Source organism: Fusobacterium sp. DD2 (assembly GCF_018205345.1).
Taxonomy (GTDB): Bacteria; Fusobacteriota; Fusobacteriia; order Fusobacteriales; family Fusobacteriaceae; genus Fusobacterium_A.
This window is the reverse complement of the sequence record NZ_JADRHM010000022.1, coordinates 1-16165: the sequence shown is the minus strand read 5'-3', so window position 1 is coordinate 16165 and position 16165 is coordinate 1. Positions and strand designations below refer to the sequence as shown.

Annotated in this window: 15 protein-coding genes and 1 other RNA gene; 13 read left to right on the top strand and 3 right to left on the bottom strand. The window is 31.8% G+C overall.

What is annotated here, in order from left to right; translation table 11 throughout:
* Nucleotides 1-14: 14 nt before the first annotated feature.
* The 3 genes from IX290_RS05005 to pssA all read right to left on the bottom strand — a co-directional run bounded on the left by IX290_RS05005 (nucleotide 15) and on the right by pssA (nucleotide 2708).
* Nucleotides 15-548 carry a hypothetical protein gene (locus IX290_RS05005; RefSeq protein WP_211492119.1) on the bottom strand — a complete coding sequence of 178 codons (534 nt, stop codon included), beginning with the start codon at nucleotides 546-548 and terminating at the stop codon, nucleotides 15-17.
* An 84-nt stretch (nucleotides 549-632) separates the two neighbouring features.
* Nucleotides 633-1862 carry an RNA polymerase factor sigma-54 gene (rpoN, locus tag IX290_RS05000; protein WP_211492118.1) on the bottom strand — a complete coding sequence of 410 codons (1230 nt, stop codon included), beginning with the start codon at nucleotides 1860-1862 and terminating at the stop codon, nucleotides 633-635.
* A gap of 69 nt (nucleotides 1863-1931) precedes the next feature.
* Nucleotides 1932-2708, bottom strand: a complete 777-nt coding sequence (pssA, locus tag IX290_RS04995) for a CDP-diacylglycerol--serine O-phosphatidyltransferase (RefSeq protein ID WP_211492117.1) — start codon at nucleotides 2706-2708, stop codon at nucleotides 1932-1934.
* A gap of 178 nt (nucleotides 2709-2886) precedes the next feature.
* Between pssA and IX290_RS04990 the strand changes: the two genes are divergently transcribed.
* The 13 genes from IX290_RS04990 to IX290_RS04930 all read left to right on the top strand — a co-directional run bounded on the left by IX290_RS04990 (nucleotide 2887) and on the right by IX290_RS04930 (nucleotide 16150).
* Nucleotides 2887-3657 (top strand): YlmH/Sll1252 family protein, encoded by a 771-nt coding sequence (locus IX290_RS04990; protein WP_211492116.1) that lies wholly within the window; start codon nucleotides 2887-2889, stop codon nucleotides 3655-3657.
* Nucleotides 3658-3667: 10 nt separating this feature from the next.
* Nucleotides 3668-5389 (top strand): hypothetical protein, encoded by a 1722-nt coding sequence (locus IX290_RS04985; protein ID WP_211492115.1) that lies wholly within the window; start codon nucleotides 3668-3670, stop codon nucleotides 5387-5389.
* Nucleotides 5390-5444: 55 nt separating this feature from the next.
* An RNA gene (ffs, locus tag IX290_RS04980) (signal recognition particle sRNA small type) lies at nucleotides 5445-5544 on the top strand.
* 33 nt (nucleotides 5545-5577) lie between these two features.
* Entirely contained in the window at nucleotides 5578-6807 is a 1230-nt protein-coding gene (locus IX290_RS04975; protein ID WP_211492114.1) for a GNAT family N-acetyltransferase, read from the top strand.
* Nucleotides 6808-6857: 50 nt separating this feature from the next.
* The gene (locus tag IX290_RS04970) at nucleotides 6858-9035 is read left to right on the top strand and encodes a UvrD-helicase domain-containing protein (RefSeq protein ID WP_211492113.1); all 2178 of its coding nucleotides are present in this window, start codon (nucleotides 6858-6860) and stop codon (nucleotides 9033-9035) included.
* A 16-nt stretch (nucleotides 9036-9051) separates the two neighbouring features.
* Nucleotides 9052-9876 (top strand): UDP-3-O-acyl-N-acetylglucosamine deacetylase, encoded by an 825-nt coding sequence (gene lpxC / locus IX290_RS04965; RefSeq protein WP_211492112.1) that lies wholly within the window; start codon nucleotides 9052-9054, stop codon nucleotides 9874-9876.
* 31 nt (nucleotides 9877-9907) lie between these two features.
* Nucleotides 9908-10333 carry a 3-hydroxyacyl-ACP dehydratase FabZ gene (gene fabZ / locus IX290_RS04960; RefSeq protein ID WP_211492111.1) on the top strand — a complete coding sequence of 142 codons (426 nt, stop codon included), beginning with the start codon at nucleotides 9908-9910 and terminating at the stop codon, nucleotides 10331-10333.
* Nucleotides 10334-10352: 19 nt separating this feature from the next.
* The gene (lpxA, locus tag IX290_RS04955) at nucleotides 10353-11126 is read left to right on the top strand and encodes an acyl-ACP--UDP-N-acetylglucosamine O-acyltransferase (RefSeq protein WP_211492110.1); all 774 of its coding nucleotides are present in this window, start codon (nucleotides 10353-10355) and stop codon (nucleotides 11124-11126) included.
* Complete coding sequence (lpxI, locus tag IX290_RS04950) at nucleotides 11126-11929, top strand: UDP-2,3-diacylglucosamine diphosphatase LpxI (protein WP_211492109.1); 804 nt, start codon at nucleotides 11126-11128, stop codon at nucleotides 11927-11929. The genes lpxA and lpxI overlap by 1 nt, the downstream gene beginning before the upstream one ends.
* 10 nt (nucleotides 11930-11939) lie before the next feature.
* On the top strand, nucleotides 11940-13028 hold the full coding sequence (gene lpxB, locus IX290_RS04945; protein ID WP_211492108.1) for a lipid-A-disaccharide synthase: 1089 nt from the start codon (nucleotides 11940-11942) through the stop codon (nucleotides 13026-13028).
* 16 nt (nucleotides 13029-13044) lie between these two features.
* Nucleotides 13045-14787 carry an ABC transporter ATP-binding protein gene (locus IX290_RS04940; RefSeq protein ID WP_211492107.1) on the top strand — a complete coding sequence of 581 codons (1743 nt, stop codon included), beginning with the start codon at nucleotides 13045-13047 and terminating at the stop codon, nucleotides 14785-14787.
* Nucleotides 14788-14796: 9 nt separating this feature from the next.
* On the top strand, nucleotides 14797-15561 hold the full coding sequence (gene rph, locus IX290_RS04935) for a ribonuclease PH (protein ID WP_211492106.1): 765 nt from the start codon (nucleotides 14797-14799) through the stop codon (nucleotides 15559-15561).
* A 1-nt stretch (nucleotide 15562) separates the two neighbouring features.
* Nucleotides 15563-16150 carry an XTP/dITP diphosphatase gene (locus IX290_RS04930; protein ID WP_211492105.1) on the top strand — a complete coding sequence of 196 codons (588 nt, stop codon included), beginning with the start codon at nucleotides 15563-15565 and terminating at the stop codon, nucleotides 16148-16150.
* Nucleotides 16151-16165 lie beyond the last annotated feature (15 nt).

The following is a 16165-nucleotide window of genomic DNA, read 5'->3' as shown; positions in this document are numbered from 1 at the left end:
TATTTATTCTTATATTATTCCTGAATTATATATAGTCCAGATTTTTCTACCAATTTATATAGGTCAGTATCCAGAACATTTTTATTCATAGAATCCTTTACAATATGACTTTCCAATCCTCTATCAATTGGTAAAGTGTAGATTTTTACGTTGTCTATAGGTTCTATCGCTCCAATATTTAAGTATTCAGGATAACTTCTATTTTCAAGATATTTCTCTGTAAGTGGACTATTACTGAATATTACATAAACATTTTTTACTTTTGTACTTACAGCTGCAATATTATTTTTAAATAATTTAGCATCTGGAAGTAATAAAAATAGTTCATTTACTTTTCCTTTTTTAGCATTAGGCATAGCCTGTAAAAAAGCATCTGCTGAGAAAATATCAGCAGCAATAACAGCGATACTTTTATTTTGTTTATTAAGATCTGAAATAGATTTCTGTATCTCCACTTCATTAGTTTTTTGATATTTTTCAACACTTTGTCCATAAGCAAAAACAGTGCTGAAAATAAAAAAAGATACAAGCAATAATTTTTTAAACATAGCAACTCCTTTTGATATATTTATATAGTTTGATACAAAACATTTATAGTTTATCTTAATATAAAAAAATAGAGGTGTCAAAGGTCATTTTTTGCGTTTTCTACTTGAATCATAGCCAATTTCTTCACGATATTTTGCAACTGTTCTTCTAGCTATTGTAAAACCTGCTTTTTCAAGAAGCTGTGCAATCTGAGTATCTGAAAATGGATATTTTCTATTTTCATTTTCTATTATCTCCTCTATCTTATCTTTTATTCTGTTTACATTGGCATCAAGTATAAATAGAGATTTCATAGATATTATTCCCTGAGGAGTATCCAGATACTTATCATTTACAGCTCTGGAAATAGTTGATTCATGGAGCTCAAGATCATGAGCTACCTCTTTCATTGTAAGAGTTTTTAAAAACTTTTTACCTTTAAAAAAGAAATCTTCCTGCTTTAAAATCAGATTTTCAAGAAGTCTATTAAGTGTATCACGTCGTCTTTCTATACTTTTACTTATATATGAAATACGCTCTAAATATCTTTTTCCCTGAGGAGTATCAGCTTTATATGAGGTATTTACATATACCTTTGGCATGAGGTCCTCATTTATACTAAACTGGAGTTTTCCATTTTCAGTATATATAGTTGCGTCTGGTATGACAAAATTTGAATTTGAACCTGTATAGTAACCTCTGGCAGGTATTGGATTGAGTTTCTGGATATCGTAGAGATATGATTTGACTTTTTCTCCAGCTATCCCAAGTTCCTCTCCTATAGAATCAAATTTTTGAAGTGCTAAATCCTCAAGATAATAATCAATTATTTTATAAATTGTACTATCCTCATAGTTCTTATCTCTTAGCTGTATCTTAAGACAATCTTTTAAATTTTCTGCTCCTACACCTTTAGGGTCAAGAGTATAGATGATGTTAAAAGCATTTTTAAGCTGTATAGAAGAGATATCAAAGAATTTTATTATCTCCTCTTTAGGAAGTCCCAGATATCCTCTGTGATCCAGATTGTTGATTATAAAGATACATACCTCTTTTGTAATATCATCAAGAGATAGATACCTCAGTTGCTCTTCTAAAACATCAGTTAGAGTCTCCTCATCACTTAATATATCAAGAGGATTACTCTCCTCTTCATCTCTGTTTTTGAGATTTCCACTTTTATAGACTACCTCTACAGCAGGATTTGACTTAGTTTCATTTTCAATATATTTTTTTAAATCTGTCATAGACATCTGTAATATATTTATAGATGTCTGCATCTCCTGGGTAAGAATAAGTTTCTGTTCCTGTTTCAAATTCAGTTTAAAATCCAAAAAATCACCATTCCATTAGTAAAAAAAGGATGGCAGTTGCCATCCTTATAAGAATAAAAAGTTAATATCCTATTTTTTCTCTTCTTCTTCCTCATCTGTTACTTCTTCAATTACATCAATAAGTTCTTTATCGTTATCATCACGATTTCCTTCAAATACCTTTGTAACAAAGTGAGATAGGTTTAGTAATACATAGAAGAATGAAACAACAAATAAACTGTATTTAAGTGTAGCAATTATTACTATTATGAATACTCCACCAAGTTTTTTAGGTATAAATGAGAATGCTCTGTCTGGAGTTTTAAATTTAATAGTACTTACCATTAGCACAGCTGCAATAACAGTGATTGCCATAAATATCTCTACATTAAACATATCAATACCGAAGTTTTTTTGTAGATAGTGAGAAGCAAGTAAGTATGAACATACCATAGCTGCTGCATTTGGAATAGGCATACCGCTGAAGTCATCTTTTTCATTAGATGCTACTGTAACAATATTAAATTTAACAAGTCTCATTACCCCACATAGTGCATATATAAATGAAACTGGCAGTATGAAAGAGTTTGTTGGGTTAATTGCAGAAAGTGTAGTATAAACTAAGAAACTAGGTGCAAGTCCAAAAGATACAGCGTCAGAGAAAGAGTCAAACTCTTTACCAAATTCACTGAAAGCATCAAGTTTTCTTGCAGTTTTACCATCTAAACCATCACATACCATAGCTAAAATTATAAACCATATAGCTTGAATAAATTCCCCTTTTATAGATGCAGTGATACTCAAATATCCTAAAAACATGTTCGCTGCTGTAATTGCATTTGGAGCAATATATTTTCTTTTTACCATATAAAATCCATCTCCTTAACGTTTGTTATATTACAGAATTTTAACATAAAAATACGTTTTTTTCAATATCAGTGTGAAAAAAGGGGTACTAAGAAATGAAAATAAAATAAAAGTTGATGAAATTTAATCCATTTCAATGTATAATATAAGATATATTACTATATATTGGAGGTAGACTTTGGACAGGAAAAAATTTCAGAATATGTTTTCAGAGATTGATGAGTTTTTAATAGCTTCTCTCTGTGATGATATTGAGTTATGCGAGAATATAGACTATCCAGTATATACAAAGTATTTTTTTCCACCACAGCTTTGTAAAAAGGTAAGTGATATGAGTATTGGAAATATCAGATTTGCATTGTGTGGCCTAAATGAAAATTGTGAAAAAAATATGATTGGGATATATCCTGAAGAGTATAAAGATATTTTAGAATTTTCAGTGAGATATTTTAAAATAACTAACAAATCAAAATTTAAAGCATTGGAACATAAGGATTATCTTGGAAGTATTATGGGACTGGGAATTAAAAGAGAACTTATGGGTGATTTGATTGTGGAAGAGGACTCCTGTTACGGTATAGCTGGAGAGGAGATATATGCTGTTATTAAAGAAAAACTTGATGTAGTAGGAAGAAATCCTGTAGAGATAGAAGAGATTGACAGAAGCAGTATTCCTCAGTCAAAATTTGAAGAGATAAATGAAACAGTAAGCTCCTTAAGACTTGATAATATGGTATCTGCAGTTGCTAATTTATCCAGAACTAAAGGACTTGACCTCATCAATAATGGGGATGTGAGTATAAACTATGTTCAAGTAAGAGATAAGAGTGCTGAGATAAAAGAGGGAGATATTATAACTATAAGAAAAAATGGTAAATATATTTTTGAAAAACAAAATGGGGAGAGTAAAAAAGGAAAACTGAGAATTTTTGTAAAAAAATTTGTTTAAGGGGGAAATAATGAAAAAGAAGTTGATGATAGCTGTACTTGTAATATTGGGACTTATTGCAGGAGTATTTCTTGCAAGAAACTTCATAGTGAGAAAAGTATTAGAAGTAAAATTAACTGAAATTAATAAAGGAAAAGTAGATATTAGTGAAGTTGATTTTTCACCATTTTCTAAAAATATCATTATAAGAGGTATTGATTTTACAAGTAGAAAGAATACATTAAAGAATTTTGTGTCAATTGATAAGTTTGAAGCTGATTACGATATCTATTTTAAGGATAAAAAGATTCTTATCAGCAAAGCTGAATTTTCAGGAATAAACTTTATGACTGACAGAACTACTGATGGAAGTATAGGAGATATGGTGAGAGATGATGAGACTGCTCCTGTAGAAGTACCAAATCTTGATGCTGCTAAAAATAGTGCAGTAGAGGATTTAGAAGAACTTATATCTGCCAGAGCAAATGTAAGTAAAGGTCTTATAAAAGATTTGATTCAGGCAAAATATGAGGATACTGAAGGAGTCTTAAATGAGAGAAAACACTACTGGGAAAAAAGAATAAAATCTCTTGAAAACACACCAGACTACAAGGTTATAAAAGACACTTATGAAAAGATTTCAAAGGAGAAAAATCCATTACAGATATTAAGAATGGAAAAGGCAGTAAGAAATGCTGCACACTCTTTTAAAAATCTAAGTAAAGAATTAGTTATAAATAGAGAGACTATGAAAGATGAGTTTCAACAGATTATTCTAAATGAAGATATGGATAGAAGTCTTGAGAGTGCTGTAAATGAGATAGTAGATAGAGGACAGTTAATTGTACTTGATTTAGACTCACTGGTAAACTTCTATTTAAATGATATATATAAAGAAAGTATAGATGAATTTGTAGAAAGATACAGAACTCTTATGAAAGAGCTTGAATTAAGACGTGATGAAGATATGACACAAGAGGATGTTTGGGAGTTCTTTGCTGAGGAGATAGTATTAAAAACAGAACTTTACGGAGTAGTTGTAGAGGGACAGATAAATAATATCTCTAGCAGATTATCTAAAAATCTAAATGATATTGATTTCTCATTAAAAGCTGATTCAGATAAGAGCCATGGTGAAGTTGATGGAGTTATAAATCTAAAGAGACTTGAAGGAGATATATCAATAGATATTTCAAAATTTGATTTCTCAGACCTTGAGGATTTAGAGGTACTTCATAAATATGTAATTTCTGGTCAGGCAGGACTAAAGAAAAATATTACCCTTACAAGGGATAACATATACCTTAAAGGTGATGTGTATATCCACAAGATGAAATTAAATGGTAATGAGATAAGTCAAAAATTAAGAATAAAAAATCCATTCCTTAAAGATATGATTATACCTTTATTAAGTGAAGTAAAAGTTGGAAATGTAAAATACAAATACAGTTCAGCTTCAGGTAAACTTGAACTTCAAAGTAACCTGTCTCAAGAGATTATGAAAGCACTTAACTCAGAAAAGGGATATATGAGAGATAAGATTACTCAGGATATGTTAAGAGAGGGAAGACAAAATCTGGAACAATATAGAAAAGCTTTGACAACTGATAATAAAAAAGCCCTAGAACAGTTGGAAGGACAATTTGATGAGCAGAGCAAATATTTAGATAAAATCCAGGATGTTTTAGATAAGTTTAATATCAAGGGAGAGGATGATTTTACAGAAAAACTTATAGATAAAATATTCAAGTAGAAAAAAAGTTTGACGAATTTTAGTTTTATTGTTATAATTAGTTGTCATGGAAATCGGAGAGGAATCGTATGGCGTAGCGGTGTCGAACCGTGTCAGGTCCGGGAGGAAGCAGCACTAAGGCATTTGTTACGGGTATATGATACTGCCTCTTTGGTTTTCATGGCTTTTTTTATAAATGGGGGTCAATTATGTATAAAATTTTCAATTTTAATGAAATGAAAAAAGATTTAGTAGAATTGCATGAAATGGACCATGATTTTATTGATGAGGAGAAGGGAAGTTATTTTTGTATACATGAAAATGGGAATATCATAGGATATGCTCTTGTAAATGTTGGGGATAACAGTTACACTCTTGAAAGGGTTTTTGTAAGAGCAGGAATGAGATATAAATCTTATGGTACAAAGATTTTAAAATTTGTTGTAAATCACGCCAGAGAAAAGCATGTAGACAGGATAATTTGCAACAATAAAAGCATAGGTTCATTTTTGAAAAAGTATGGTTTTAGAGAAAAAGATGGATGTCTTGAACTGGATAATATCCTTGTGGAAAATGAGAGAATGAGAGAGGGGAAAAAAGTTGTTCTTTCATCTATTATTCAGAATATATTTCTGGCAGTTTTAAAGATAGCAGGGGGAATATATGGTGAATCAAGAGCCCTTATTTCAGATGGGGTCAATTCACTTTCAGATGTGGGAAGCTCAACAGCTATATATCTTGGAATATATTTCAGTAATAAACCTGCAGATGAGGAACATCCATATGGACATGAAAAGATAGAGAGTATAATAGGGAATATGATGGGATTATTCCTTTTAATTACTGCCTTTGAACTTATAAAGGGAAGTGTAAGAATATTAATAAGCGGAGATTATGAGACTACTCCTTCATATATGACAATACTTTGGGCTGGGATTTCAATGGTTGTCAAATTTTTTATGTACAGATATAAGATGAAAGTTGGATTAGCTACTGATAATAGTGCTTTGATTGCTGATGCAAAAGACAGTAAAAGTGATGTGTATTCATCAGGTGGAGTAATAATCGGTATTTTACTATCAATATGGGTATCACCTGTATTTGATATAATTGTCAGTGTTATTGTTGGACTTCTTATTTTTAAAGAGGGTGTATCTATAATATTTGAAACTTCTAATATTATACTTGATAAACAGGATGAGGAATTTATAAATAGTGTTGAAGAATATATCGAAAAAAATAGCCAGGTAAAAAATGTACATGATATCTTTATGAGAAAATCAGGAGATAAGATATTTTTGTCCCTTCACATAAGAGTGCCAAAGGATATGACAGTATACAATGCACATAACCTTGCAGATGGTATAAGAGAGTCACTTATACTTGATTTTGAAAATATAAAAGATGTCATGATTCACGTGGACTATTTAATTGATTAGAGTGCAGTATTTATGATATAATTGTTTATTAGAAGGAGTTGAAAAAACTGATGAGTATTTTAGATAAATTAAATGATAAACAGCGTGAGGCAGCCCAGAAAATTGAAGGTCCTGTTTTAATACTTGCAGGAGCTGGTTCTGGTAAAACAAGAACTGTAACTTACAGAATTGCCTACATGATAAAGGAGCTGGGAATCTCTCCTTATAACATACTTGCTGTTACATTTACAAATAAAGCAGCAAAAGAGATGAAGGAAAGAGTTGAAGACCTTGCAGGAGAAGATGGTAAAAAAGTTACTCTTTCAACATTTCACTCATTTGCATTGAGATTATTAAGAGTATTTGGTGACAGACTTGGATATAGTCCAAACTTCACTATATATGATGTAGATGACCAGAAAAGAGTGGTTAAAAATATCTTAAAGGATATTGGAAGAAAAGATGATAAAAGTATTAAAGAGAGAGATTTAGTAAGTAAAATTTCTAAATCTAAAGAGGATAAGATAACACCTGATGAATATGAAAAATTAAATCAGTTTGACAATGGGAAGATAATAGCTGAAATCTACAGAAGATATGACATGACTTTAAAGCAGAATAACGCTATGGACTTTTCAGATATTCTAGTCAATGCTAATAAATTACTTGATTTAAAGGATATCTTAGCAAAGGTACAGGATAAATACAGATATATAATGGTAGATGAGTATCAGGATACCAATACAATTCAGTATGAGATAGTAAATAAGATAGCAGCAAAATACAGAAATCTATGTGTAGTTGGAGATGAAAACCAAAGTATATATGGATTTAGAGGTGCTAATATAGAAAATATTCTTAACTTTGAAAAGGATTATAGAGATGCAAAAGTTGTAAAATTGGAAGAAAACTATCGTTCTACATCTATTATTCTGGATGCTGCAAATGCAGTTATCAAAAATAATAAAAGTGCAAAGGATAAGAAACTTTGGACAAAAAAAGGTTTGGGAGATGTAATCACTATTGAGCAGTGTACAGATGCCAGACAGGAAGCTGACTTTGTTGCCCTTGAGATAATAAAAGGAAAGGCACTAGGTAGAAGATATAGAGATTTTACAATCTTATACAGAACTAACGGACAGTCAAGAATGTTTGAAGAAAGATTTTTAAGAGATAATATCCCTTATAAGATTTTTGGAGCTGTTCAGTTCTATCAAAGAGCAGAGATTAAAGATATGGTAGGATATCTATCTGTTATAAATAACGTTGATGATAACTTAAATCTTAATAGAATATTAAATGTTCCTAAAAGAAAAATCGGGGACAAATCAGTTGAAAAGATAGAGGGATTTGCAAAGGAACAGGATATATCAGTATTTGAGGCAATAGGAAGAGCACATGAAATAGCAGGATTAAGTGCAAATCTTAAGATGACACTTTTGGATTTCTATAATATGCTGAATGAGTTTATACAATCAAGTGCTGAACTTCCAGTATCAGAGCTATATGATGAGGTATTGAGTAAAATAGGATATAGAGATTATCTTAAAGCAACTTATGATGATTTTGAAAATAGACTTGATAACATTGATGAGCTTAAGAACTCAATAGTTGAGTTGGAAAATGTTGTAGGAAATCTGACTTTAAGAGAGTATCTTGAAAATATATCTTTAGTAAGTGCTACTGATAACTTAGAGGATGAACAGGACTATGTAAAACTTATGACTATTCACAACTCAAAAGGACTTGAATTCCCAGTTGTATTCTTAGTTGGAGCAGAGGATGAACTTTTCCCAGGTAAAAAAGTTGAGTTTGACCCAAGTGAACTAGAAGAGGAGAGAAGACTTTGCTATGTTGCAATAACAAGAGCTGAAGAACAGCTGTATATAAGTTATGCAAATTCAAGATTTATGTTTGGTAATGAGGATTTCTTCAGAACACCATCAAGATTTATAGAAGAGATACCAAAAGAACTTACTAAGACAAATGTAGTAGAGCCTAAACCAACAACTTACTCAAAGAATTCTTATAGCAGTGGAACACAAGGATTTAAGAAAGTTATCACTATGGAAGATTTGAATAAAAGAGCTAAGGATTTTCCTTATTCTGTTGGAGAAAAGGTTACACACAAGAAATTCGGTCTTGGGGTAGTAAAAGATGTAAATGATAAGAAAGTTACAATTAACTTTGTTGGTGGAACAAAAGAGATAGCAATGGCTGTTGCAGATAAATTTCTGACAAAAGCTTAGTATACAAGGAGGCAAAATGAAGAGAAGAACAATAGCATCAGAGATAGAATATACAGGTGTTGGACTTCATAAAGGAGAAGACATCAAAATGAGACTGCTTCCTGGAGACAGTGGAATAGTTTTTAAAAGAGTAGATTTAAAAGAGGGAGAAAATGAAATTTCTCTTGATATAATAAATACATTTGACCTTACTCGTGGAACAAATCTTCAAAATGAGTATGGTGCAAAGGTATACACAATAGAACATTTTCTATCAGCACTTGCAGCTGCAAATATAACTGATTTAGTTGTAGAACTAAATGGGAATGAACTTCCAATTTGTGATGGAAGTGCCAAGGTCTTTATTGAGCTTTTTGAAAAAGCAAAGATAAAAGAACTTGAAAGTGAAGTTGAGCCTATAGTTATTAAAAAACCAGTATACCTTACTGTTGGAGATAAAAATATAGTAGCTCTTCCATATGATGGATATAAGGTAACTTATGCAATAAGATTTGAACATTCATTTTTAAAATCACAACTTGCAGAATTTGAAGTGGACTTAAAAACTTATAAAAAAGAGATAGCTCCAGCAAGAACATTTGGATTTGACTATGAGATAGAATATCTTAAGAAAAATAATCTTGCACTTGGAGGAACTCTTGACAATGCAATAGTTGTAACAAAGGATGGAGTATTAAATCCTGGTGGACTTAGATTTGAAGATGAGTTTGTAAGACATAAGATGCTTGATATTATTGGAGATCTAAAAATATTAAATAGACCTTTAAAGGCGCATATAATAGCTATAAAGGCAGGACACGCTCTGGATATAGAGTTTGCAAAATTAATTAAAAATCTGTAAAATATAAAATAAAATACCTAGGAGGAAACATATGTTAGATATTATGGAAATAATGAAGAGAATACCACATAGATACCCATTTTTATTAGTTGATAGAATTCTTGAAGTAAACAAGGAAGAGCAGACTATAAAAGGGTTAAAAAATGTAACTATAAATGAAGAATTTTTCCAAGGACATTTTCCAGGACATCCTATTATGCCAGGAGTACTTATTGTAGAAGGAATGGCTCAATGTCTAGGAGTGTTAGTAATGGACGGTATTGAAGGAAAGGTTCCATACTTTGTTGGGGTAGAAAAAGCAAAATTTAAAACTCCTGTAAGACCTGGTGACCAGATAGTATATGAAGTTGGTGTTGAAAAGATAAAAAGAAACTTTGTAAAAGCTCAAGGAAAAGCATATATAGATGGAAAAGTGGCAGCTGAAGCTAACTTTACATTCTGTATAATGGATAAATAAAGGACAGGGGGCAATTGATTTGATAGATATTCATAGTACTGCTATAGTAGAAGAAGGAGCTATCATCGAAGACGGAGTAAAAATAGGACCCTATTGTGTTATAGGAAAAGATGTAAAGATTGGTAAAAACACTGTTCTGCAATCTCATGTTGTGATAGAAGGAATCACTGAGATAGGAGAAAATAACACGATATATTCCTTTGCCTCTATTGGTAAGGCATCTCAGGATTTGAAATATAAGGGAGAGCCAACTAAGACTATAATAGGTAATAATAACTCTATAAGAGAGTTTGTAACTATTCACAGAGGTACAGATGATAGATGGGAAACAAGAATTGGAAATGGTAATCTTCTAATGGCTTATGTACATGTGGCCCATGATGTAATAGTTGGAGATGACTGCATATTAGCTAATAACGTAACTTTAGCTGGACACGTAGTTGTTGATAGCCACTCTATAATAGGAGGGCTTACTCCAGTGCATCAGTTTTGTAGAATTGGGTCATATTCAATGATAGGTGGAGCCAGTGCTGTAAACCAGGATATCTGTCCATTTATATTGGCAGAAGGAAATAAAGCAGTAGCTAGAGGGTTAAACAGTGTTGGACTTAGAAGAAGGGGATTTTCAACTGAGGAAATTTCAAAATTGAAAAAAGTGTATAAAACTATATTCAGAAGTGGACTTCCATTAAAAGATGCAATAGCACAGATTGAAGAAGAGATTGAAAGAGATGAAAACGTAGACTATTTCCTTGATTTCATAAGAAATAGTAAAAGAGGAATCACTAGATAATGGAGAAAATAGGGATTATAGTTGGAAATGGAAAGTTACCTCTCTATTTTATAGAAGAGGCACACGCAAAGAATATAGAAGTTTTTCCAATAGGACTTTTTGATACAATAGATGAAGATGTTAAAAAAACAGCTAATTTCAAAACTTTCAATATAGGAGAGGTTGGAAATATTGTTAAACATTTTCTTCTAAATGGAATTGATAAAGTGGTAATGTTGGGAAAAGTAGAAAAAGAAATAATATTCAGGGATTTAAAACTTGATAAATACGGAGAGGAACTTCTTGAAAAATTGCCAGACAGAAAGGATGAGACTCTCCTTTTTGCAGTTATCGCTTTTTTTAAACTCAATGGGATAAAGATTCTACCTCAAAACTATCTTATAAAAGATTTTATGTTTGAGGATAGATGTTATACAGATATTAAACCAAGTGAAGAGGATATAAAAACGATAAAAATAGGAAAGGAAGCTGCAAAGGCTTTAAGTCTTGTAGATGCAGGTCAGACTGTTGTATGTAAAGATGCATCTGTTGTGGCTTTAGAAGGAATAGAGGGTACTGACAAGACTATAATAAGAGGTGGCGAACTTGCTGGAAAAGGTTGTATAGTTGTAAAAATGTCAAGACCTCAGCAGGATATGAGAGTGGATATTCCAGCTGTTGGAATAGATACTATAAAAAGACTTGTAGAGATAGGAGCTAAGGGAATAGTTGGCGAGGCAGGAAAGATGCTCTTTTTAGATAGGAAAGAGTGCATTGAGCTTGCACATACTCATTCTATCTTTATAGTTGGAATAAAAGGTTAAGGAGATTGAAATGAAATTTTTTGTTTCTACAGGAGAGGTCTCAGGTGATCTGCATCTGTCATACCTTGTAAATGCAGTTAAAAATAAATATCCTGATGTTGAATTTTATGGAGTAGCAGGAGAGCACTGTAAAAAGGCAGGAGTTCACGTGATTCAGGATATCAGTGAACTTGCAATTATGGGATTTACAGAGATAATAAGAAAATATAGTTTCTTAAAGAAGAAAGCTGTTGAATATGTTGAATTTATAAAAAAAGAGAATATAAAAAAGGTAGTCCTTGTAGATTATGGAGGATTCAATCTTAAGTTTCTGGAGCTTGTAAAAAAAGAGATTCCAGACATAGAGGTATTTTACTATATTCCGCCAAAATTATGGGTATGGGGAGAAAAGAGAATAGAAAAACTTAAACTTGCAGACCATATTATGGTTATCTTTCCATGGGAAGTGGAATTTTATAAAAAACATGGAGTAAATGCTATATATTTTGGAAATCCATTTGCAGAAAAATATAAAGTTGAAGAGAGAACAGATGAGCATATTCTTCTTCTTCCAGGAAGCAGAAAGCAGGAGATAACATCTCTAGCACCTGTACTTATGGAACTTGTAAAGAGAAACCCAAAGGAGAAGTTTTTACTTAAATTATCATCTAAGGATCATATGAAATGGCTGGGAGATACATTATACCAAAATCTTGTAATTGAAACAGAGAAAACTCTTCCAGAGTGTGTAAAAGTTTCTAAATCTGCTGTGGCAGCTTCTGGAACTGTGACATTGGAACTTGCCCTTATGGGAATACCTACAGCAGTTATATATAAAACAGGTTTTATTAATGCATTTATAGCTAAATATATATTAAAGATAGGCTTTGTATCACTTCCAAATCTTACTTTAAATAGAGAAGTATACCCTGAACTTTTACAGGATAGATGCAATGTAGAAGAGATAGAAAGAGCTATAAGCCATTTTGATGAAAATAGAGAACAGACACAAAAAAATATATTCGAGGTAAGGGAAAAACTTTCTGGAAAAAATATTGTAGAAAGTTATGGAGACTTCCTTGTGAAAGGAGAAAAAGAAATTGAATTTATTAAAAAATAAATCCCTGAGCACATTTATGAGATACAGCTTGAGATATAAGTGGACAATGCTGGGAGTAATAGTCTTGTCACTTCTTACATCTGGTGCAAGTGCTGTTCCTGCATGGCTAAGTAAATATCTTATAGATGACGTTTTGGTAAATAGAGATATGCGTATGATGGTAATTGTAGTTGGAGCAATATTTGTAGCTACAGTTATCAAAGTTACAGCAGGTTACTATTCAGATATTACTTCAGATTTTATAACTGAGACAATTAACAGGGAGATAAAGGTAGATGTATTTGATCATCTGCAGAAGCTTCCCATATCATATTTCAGAAAGCATAAACTTGGAGATATAATGGCAAGACTCTCTGGAGACTCTGCAATGCTTGGAAAAATTGGATTTATATTATTTGAGATGTTAAAAGAGGGAATTACTGTTATAGCGTTACTTTTTAGAATGTTTCAGGTAGATCTGATCTTAGCACTTTTATCTCTTACTGTAATGCCTCTTGTAATAGGAACTGTGAGAAAATATACAAGAAAGATTAGAAAATCAGGAAGAGTAAGACAGGATACTTCAGGACAGGTGACTGCATATATTCAGGAAAGTTTATCTGGAATATTTGTAATAAAAGCTTTTAACAACAGTAATATGATAATAGATAAGTTTAAAACTATTACTCAGGATGAATTTAATAAAGCATATAGAAGTAAGAAGATAAAAGCTAAAGTATCACCTATAAATGAGCTTATCACAACACTTATGGTAATTTTAGTAGCATCTTATGGAGGATATCAGATAATTGTTGCTCAGACAATGTCAGCAGGAGATCTGATTTCATTTGTTACTGCTTTGGGACTTATGAGTCAGCCATTAAAAAGACTTATAGCTAAAAATAATGACCTTCAGGAATCAGTTCCATCAGCAGACAGGGTTCTTGAAATACTTGATATTCCAATGGAAAATGATTTTTACGGAACAGAGGCTCAATTGGAAAATGAGATACATGATATGAAATTTAAAAATCTTTATTTTTCATACAATGATGACGAAAATTATGCTTTAAAAGATATAAATCTTGATGTTAAAGCTGGAGAAGTAGTTGCCTTTGTTGGTAAAAGTGGAAGCGGAAAGACAACAATAGTTAATCTTATCCCAAGATTTTATGAGGCACAAAAAGGTGAGCTTCTGATCAATGGTAAAAATATTAAGAATATTTCACTAAAAAAATATAGAGATCGTATTGCAGTAGTACCACAGGAAAGTTTCCTATTTTCTGGAACAATAGCAGAAAATATTGCTTTTGGAAAAAGTGATGTAACTAGAGAAGAGATAGAAAATGCAGCTAAGATGGCTAATGCCTTTGAGTTTATAAATGAACTTCCTGAAAAATTTGAAACAGAGGTAGGAGAGCGTGGAACCCTTCTATCTGGAGGACAAAAGCAAAGGATAGCTATAGCTAGGGCACTTATTCAAAACCCTCAGATTTTGATATTAGACGAGGCTACATCAGCACTTGATACACAATCTGAAAGACTTGTACAGGATGCACTGGATAAACTTATGATAAATAGAACAACTTTTGTAATAGCACATAGACTTTCAACAATAATAAATGCTGATAAGATAGTTGTAATGGAAAATGGAGAGATAAAAGAGATAGGAAAACATCAGGAGCTTTTAGATAAAAATGGAATATATAGAAGACTTTATGATGTTCAGTTAGGTAAGAAAGTAAATTTAAAAATAAAAAAAGAAGAAGAATTTGTTTAGGAGATGTTTATGGAAGTTAAAGAGATGATAATTGAAGAGGATATGAGAACTTTGAAACTTAGAGAAGATGGACGTAATGTCAATCAGCTTAGAAATATAAAGGTGACAAAGGATTTTAATATCTATGCTGAAGGATCAGTTTTAATGGAATTTGGAAATACAAGAGTAATATGCACAGCCAGTGTAAGTGAAAAGGTACCTCCATTTCTAAAAAATCAGGGTAAAGGATGGCTTACTGCTGAGTACTCAATGCTTCCTAGAGCTACTGGTGAAAGAAATCAAAGAGAATCAGCAAAAGGTAAATTAAGTGGAAGAACAATGGAGATCCAAAGACTTATAGGTAGATCTCTAAGAGCTGCTATTGACCTTGATAAACTTGGAGAGAGAACAGTTACAATTGACTGTGATGTAATTCAGGCTGATGGAGGAACAAGAACTACATCAATATCAGGTGGATTTATAGCTCTTGCACTTGCTATGAAAAAGCTTATGAAAGATGGAGTATTAAAAGAAAACCCTATAAAATCAAATGTTGCAGCTATAAGTGTAGGTATTGTAAATCAAACTCCTATGTTGGACCTTAAATACTCAGAAGATTCAATGGCTGAAGTTGATATGAATATCATAATGAACAGCAAAGGTGAATTTGTAGAGGTACAAGGTACAGGAGAAGAGGCAACTTATACAAGAGCCCAACTTAATGAATTAATAGATCTTGCAGAGGTTGGAATTAAAGAGATTATTGAAATTCAAAATAAAACTATAGGTGAGTAAAATGAAGATATTTTTAGCTACTGGAAATAAACATAAAGTAGATGAGATTAAGGCAATTTTTTCAGAAGTCCCAAATGTTGAAATATACTCAATAAAAGATGGTATTGAAATACTTGAAGTAATTGAAGATGGTAAGACTTTTGAAGAAAACTCTGCTAAAAAAGCACTGGAAATAGCAAAATTTACAAATATGATTACTATTGCTGATGATTCTGGACTTTGTGTAGAGGCATTAAATGGTGCACCTGGAGTTTATTCTGCCAGATTTTCACCAGAGGGAACAGATGCAGCTAATAATGCGAAACTTATGAAAGAGATGGCAGGAAAGACAAATAGAAAATGTAAATTCGTAAGTGTAGTAACTTTAGGAAAACCTGATGGAAGAGCATATTCATTTAGAGGTGAAGTAGAGGGAGAACTTCTTACAGAAGCTAGAGGAAGTGCAGGATTTGGGTATGATCCATATTTCTACGTAAAAGAGTATGGAAAGACACTTGCTGAGATGCCTGAAGTAAAAAACAAGATCAGCCACAGAGCAAATGCACTTAAAAAACTTGAAGCTGAACTTGAAAAAATATTAAAAGATTAAATAAAAAGAGTAGGT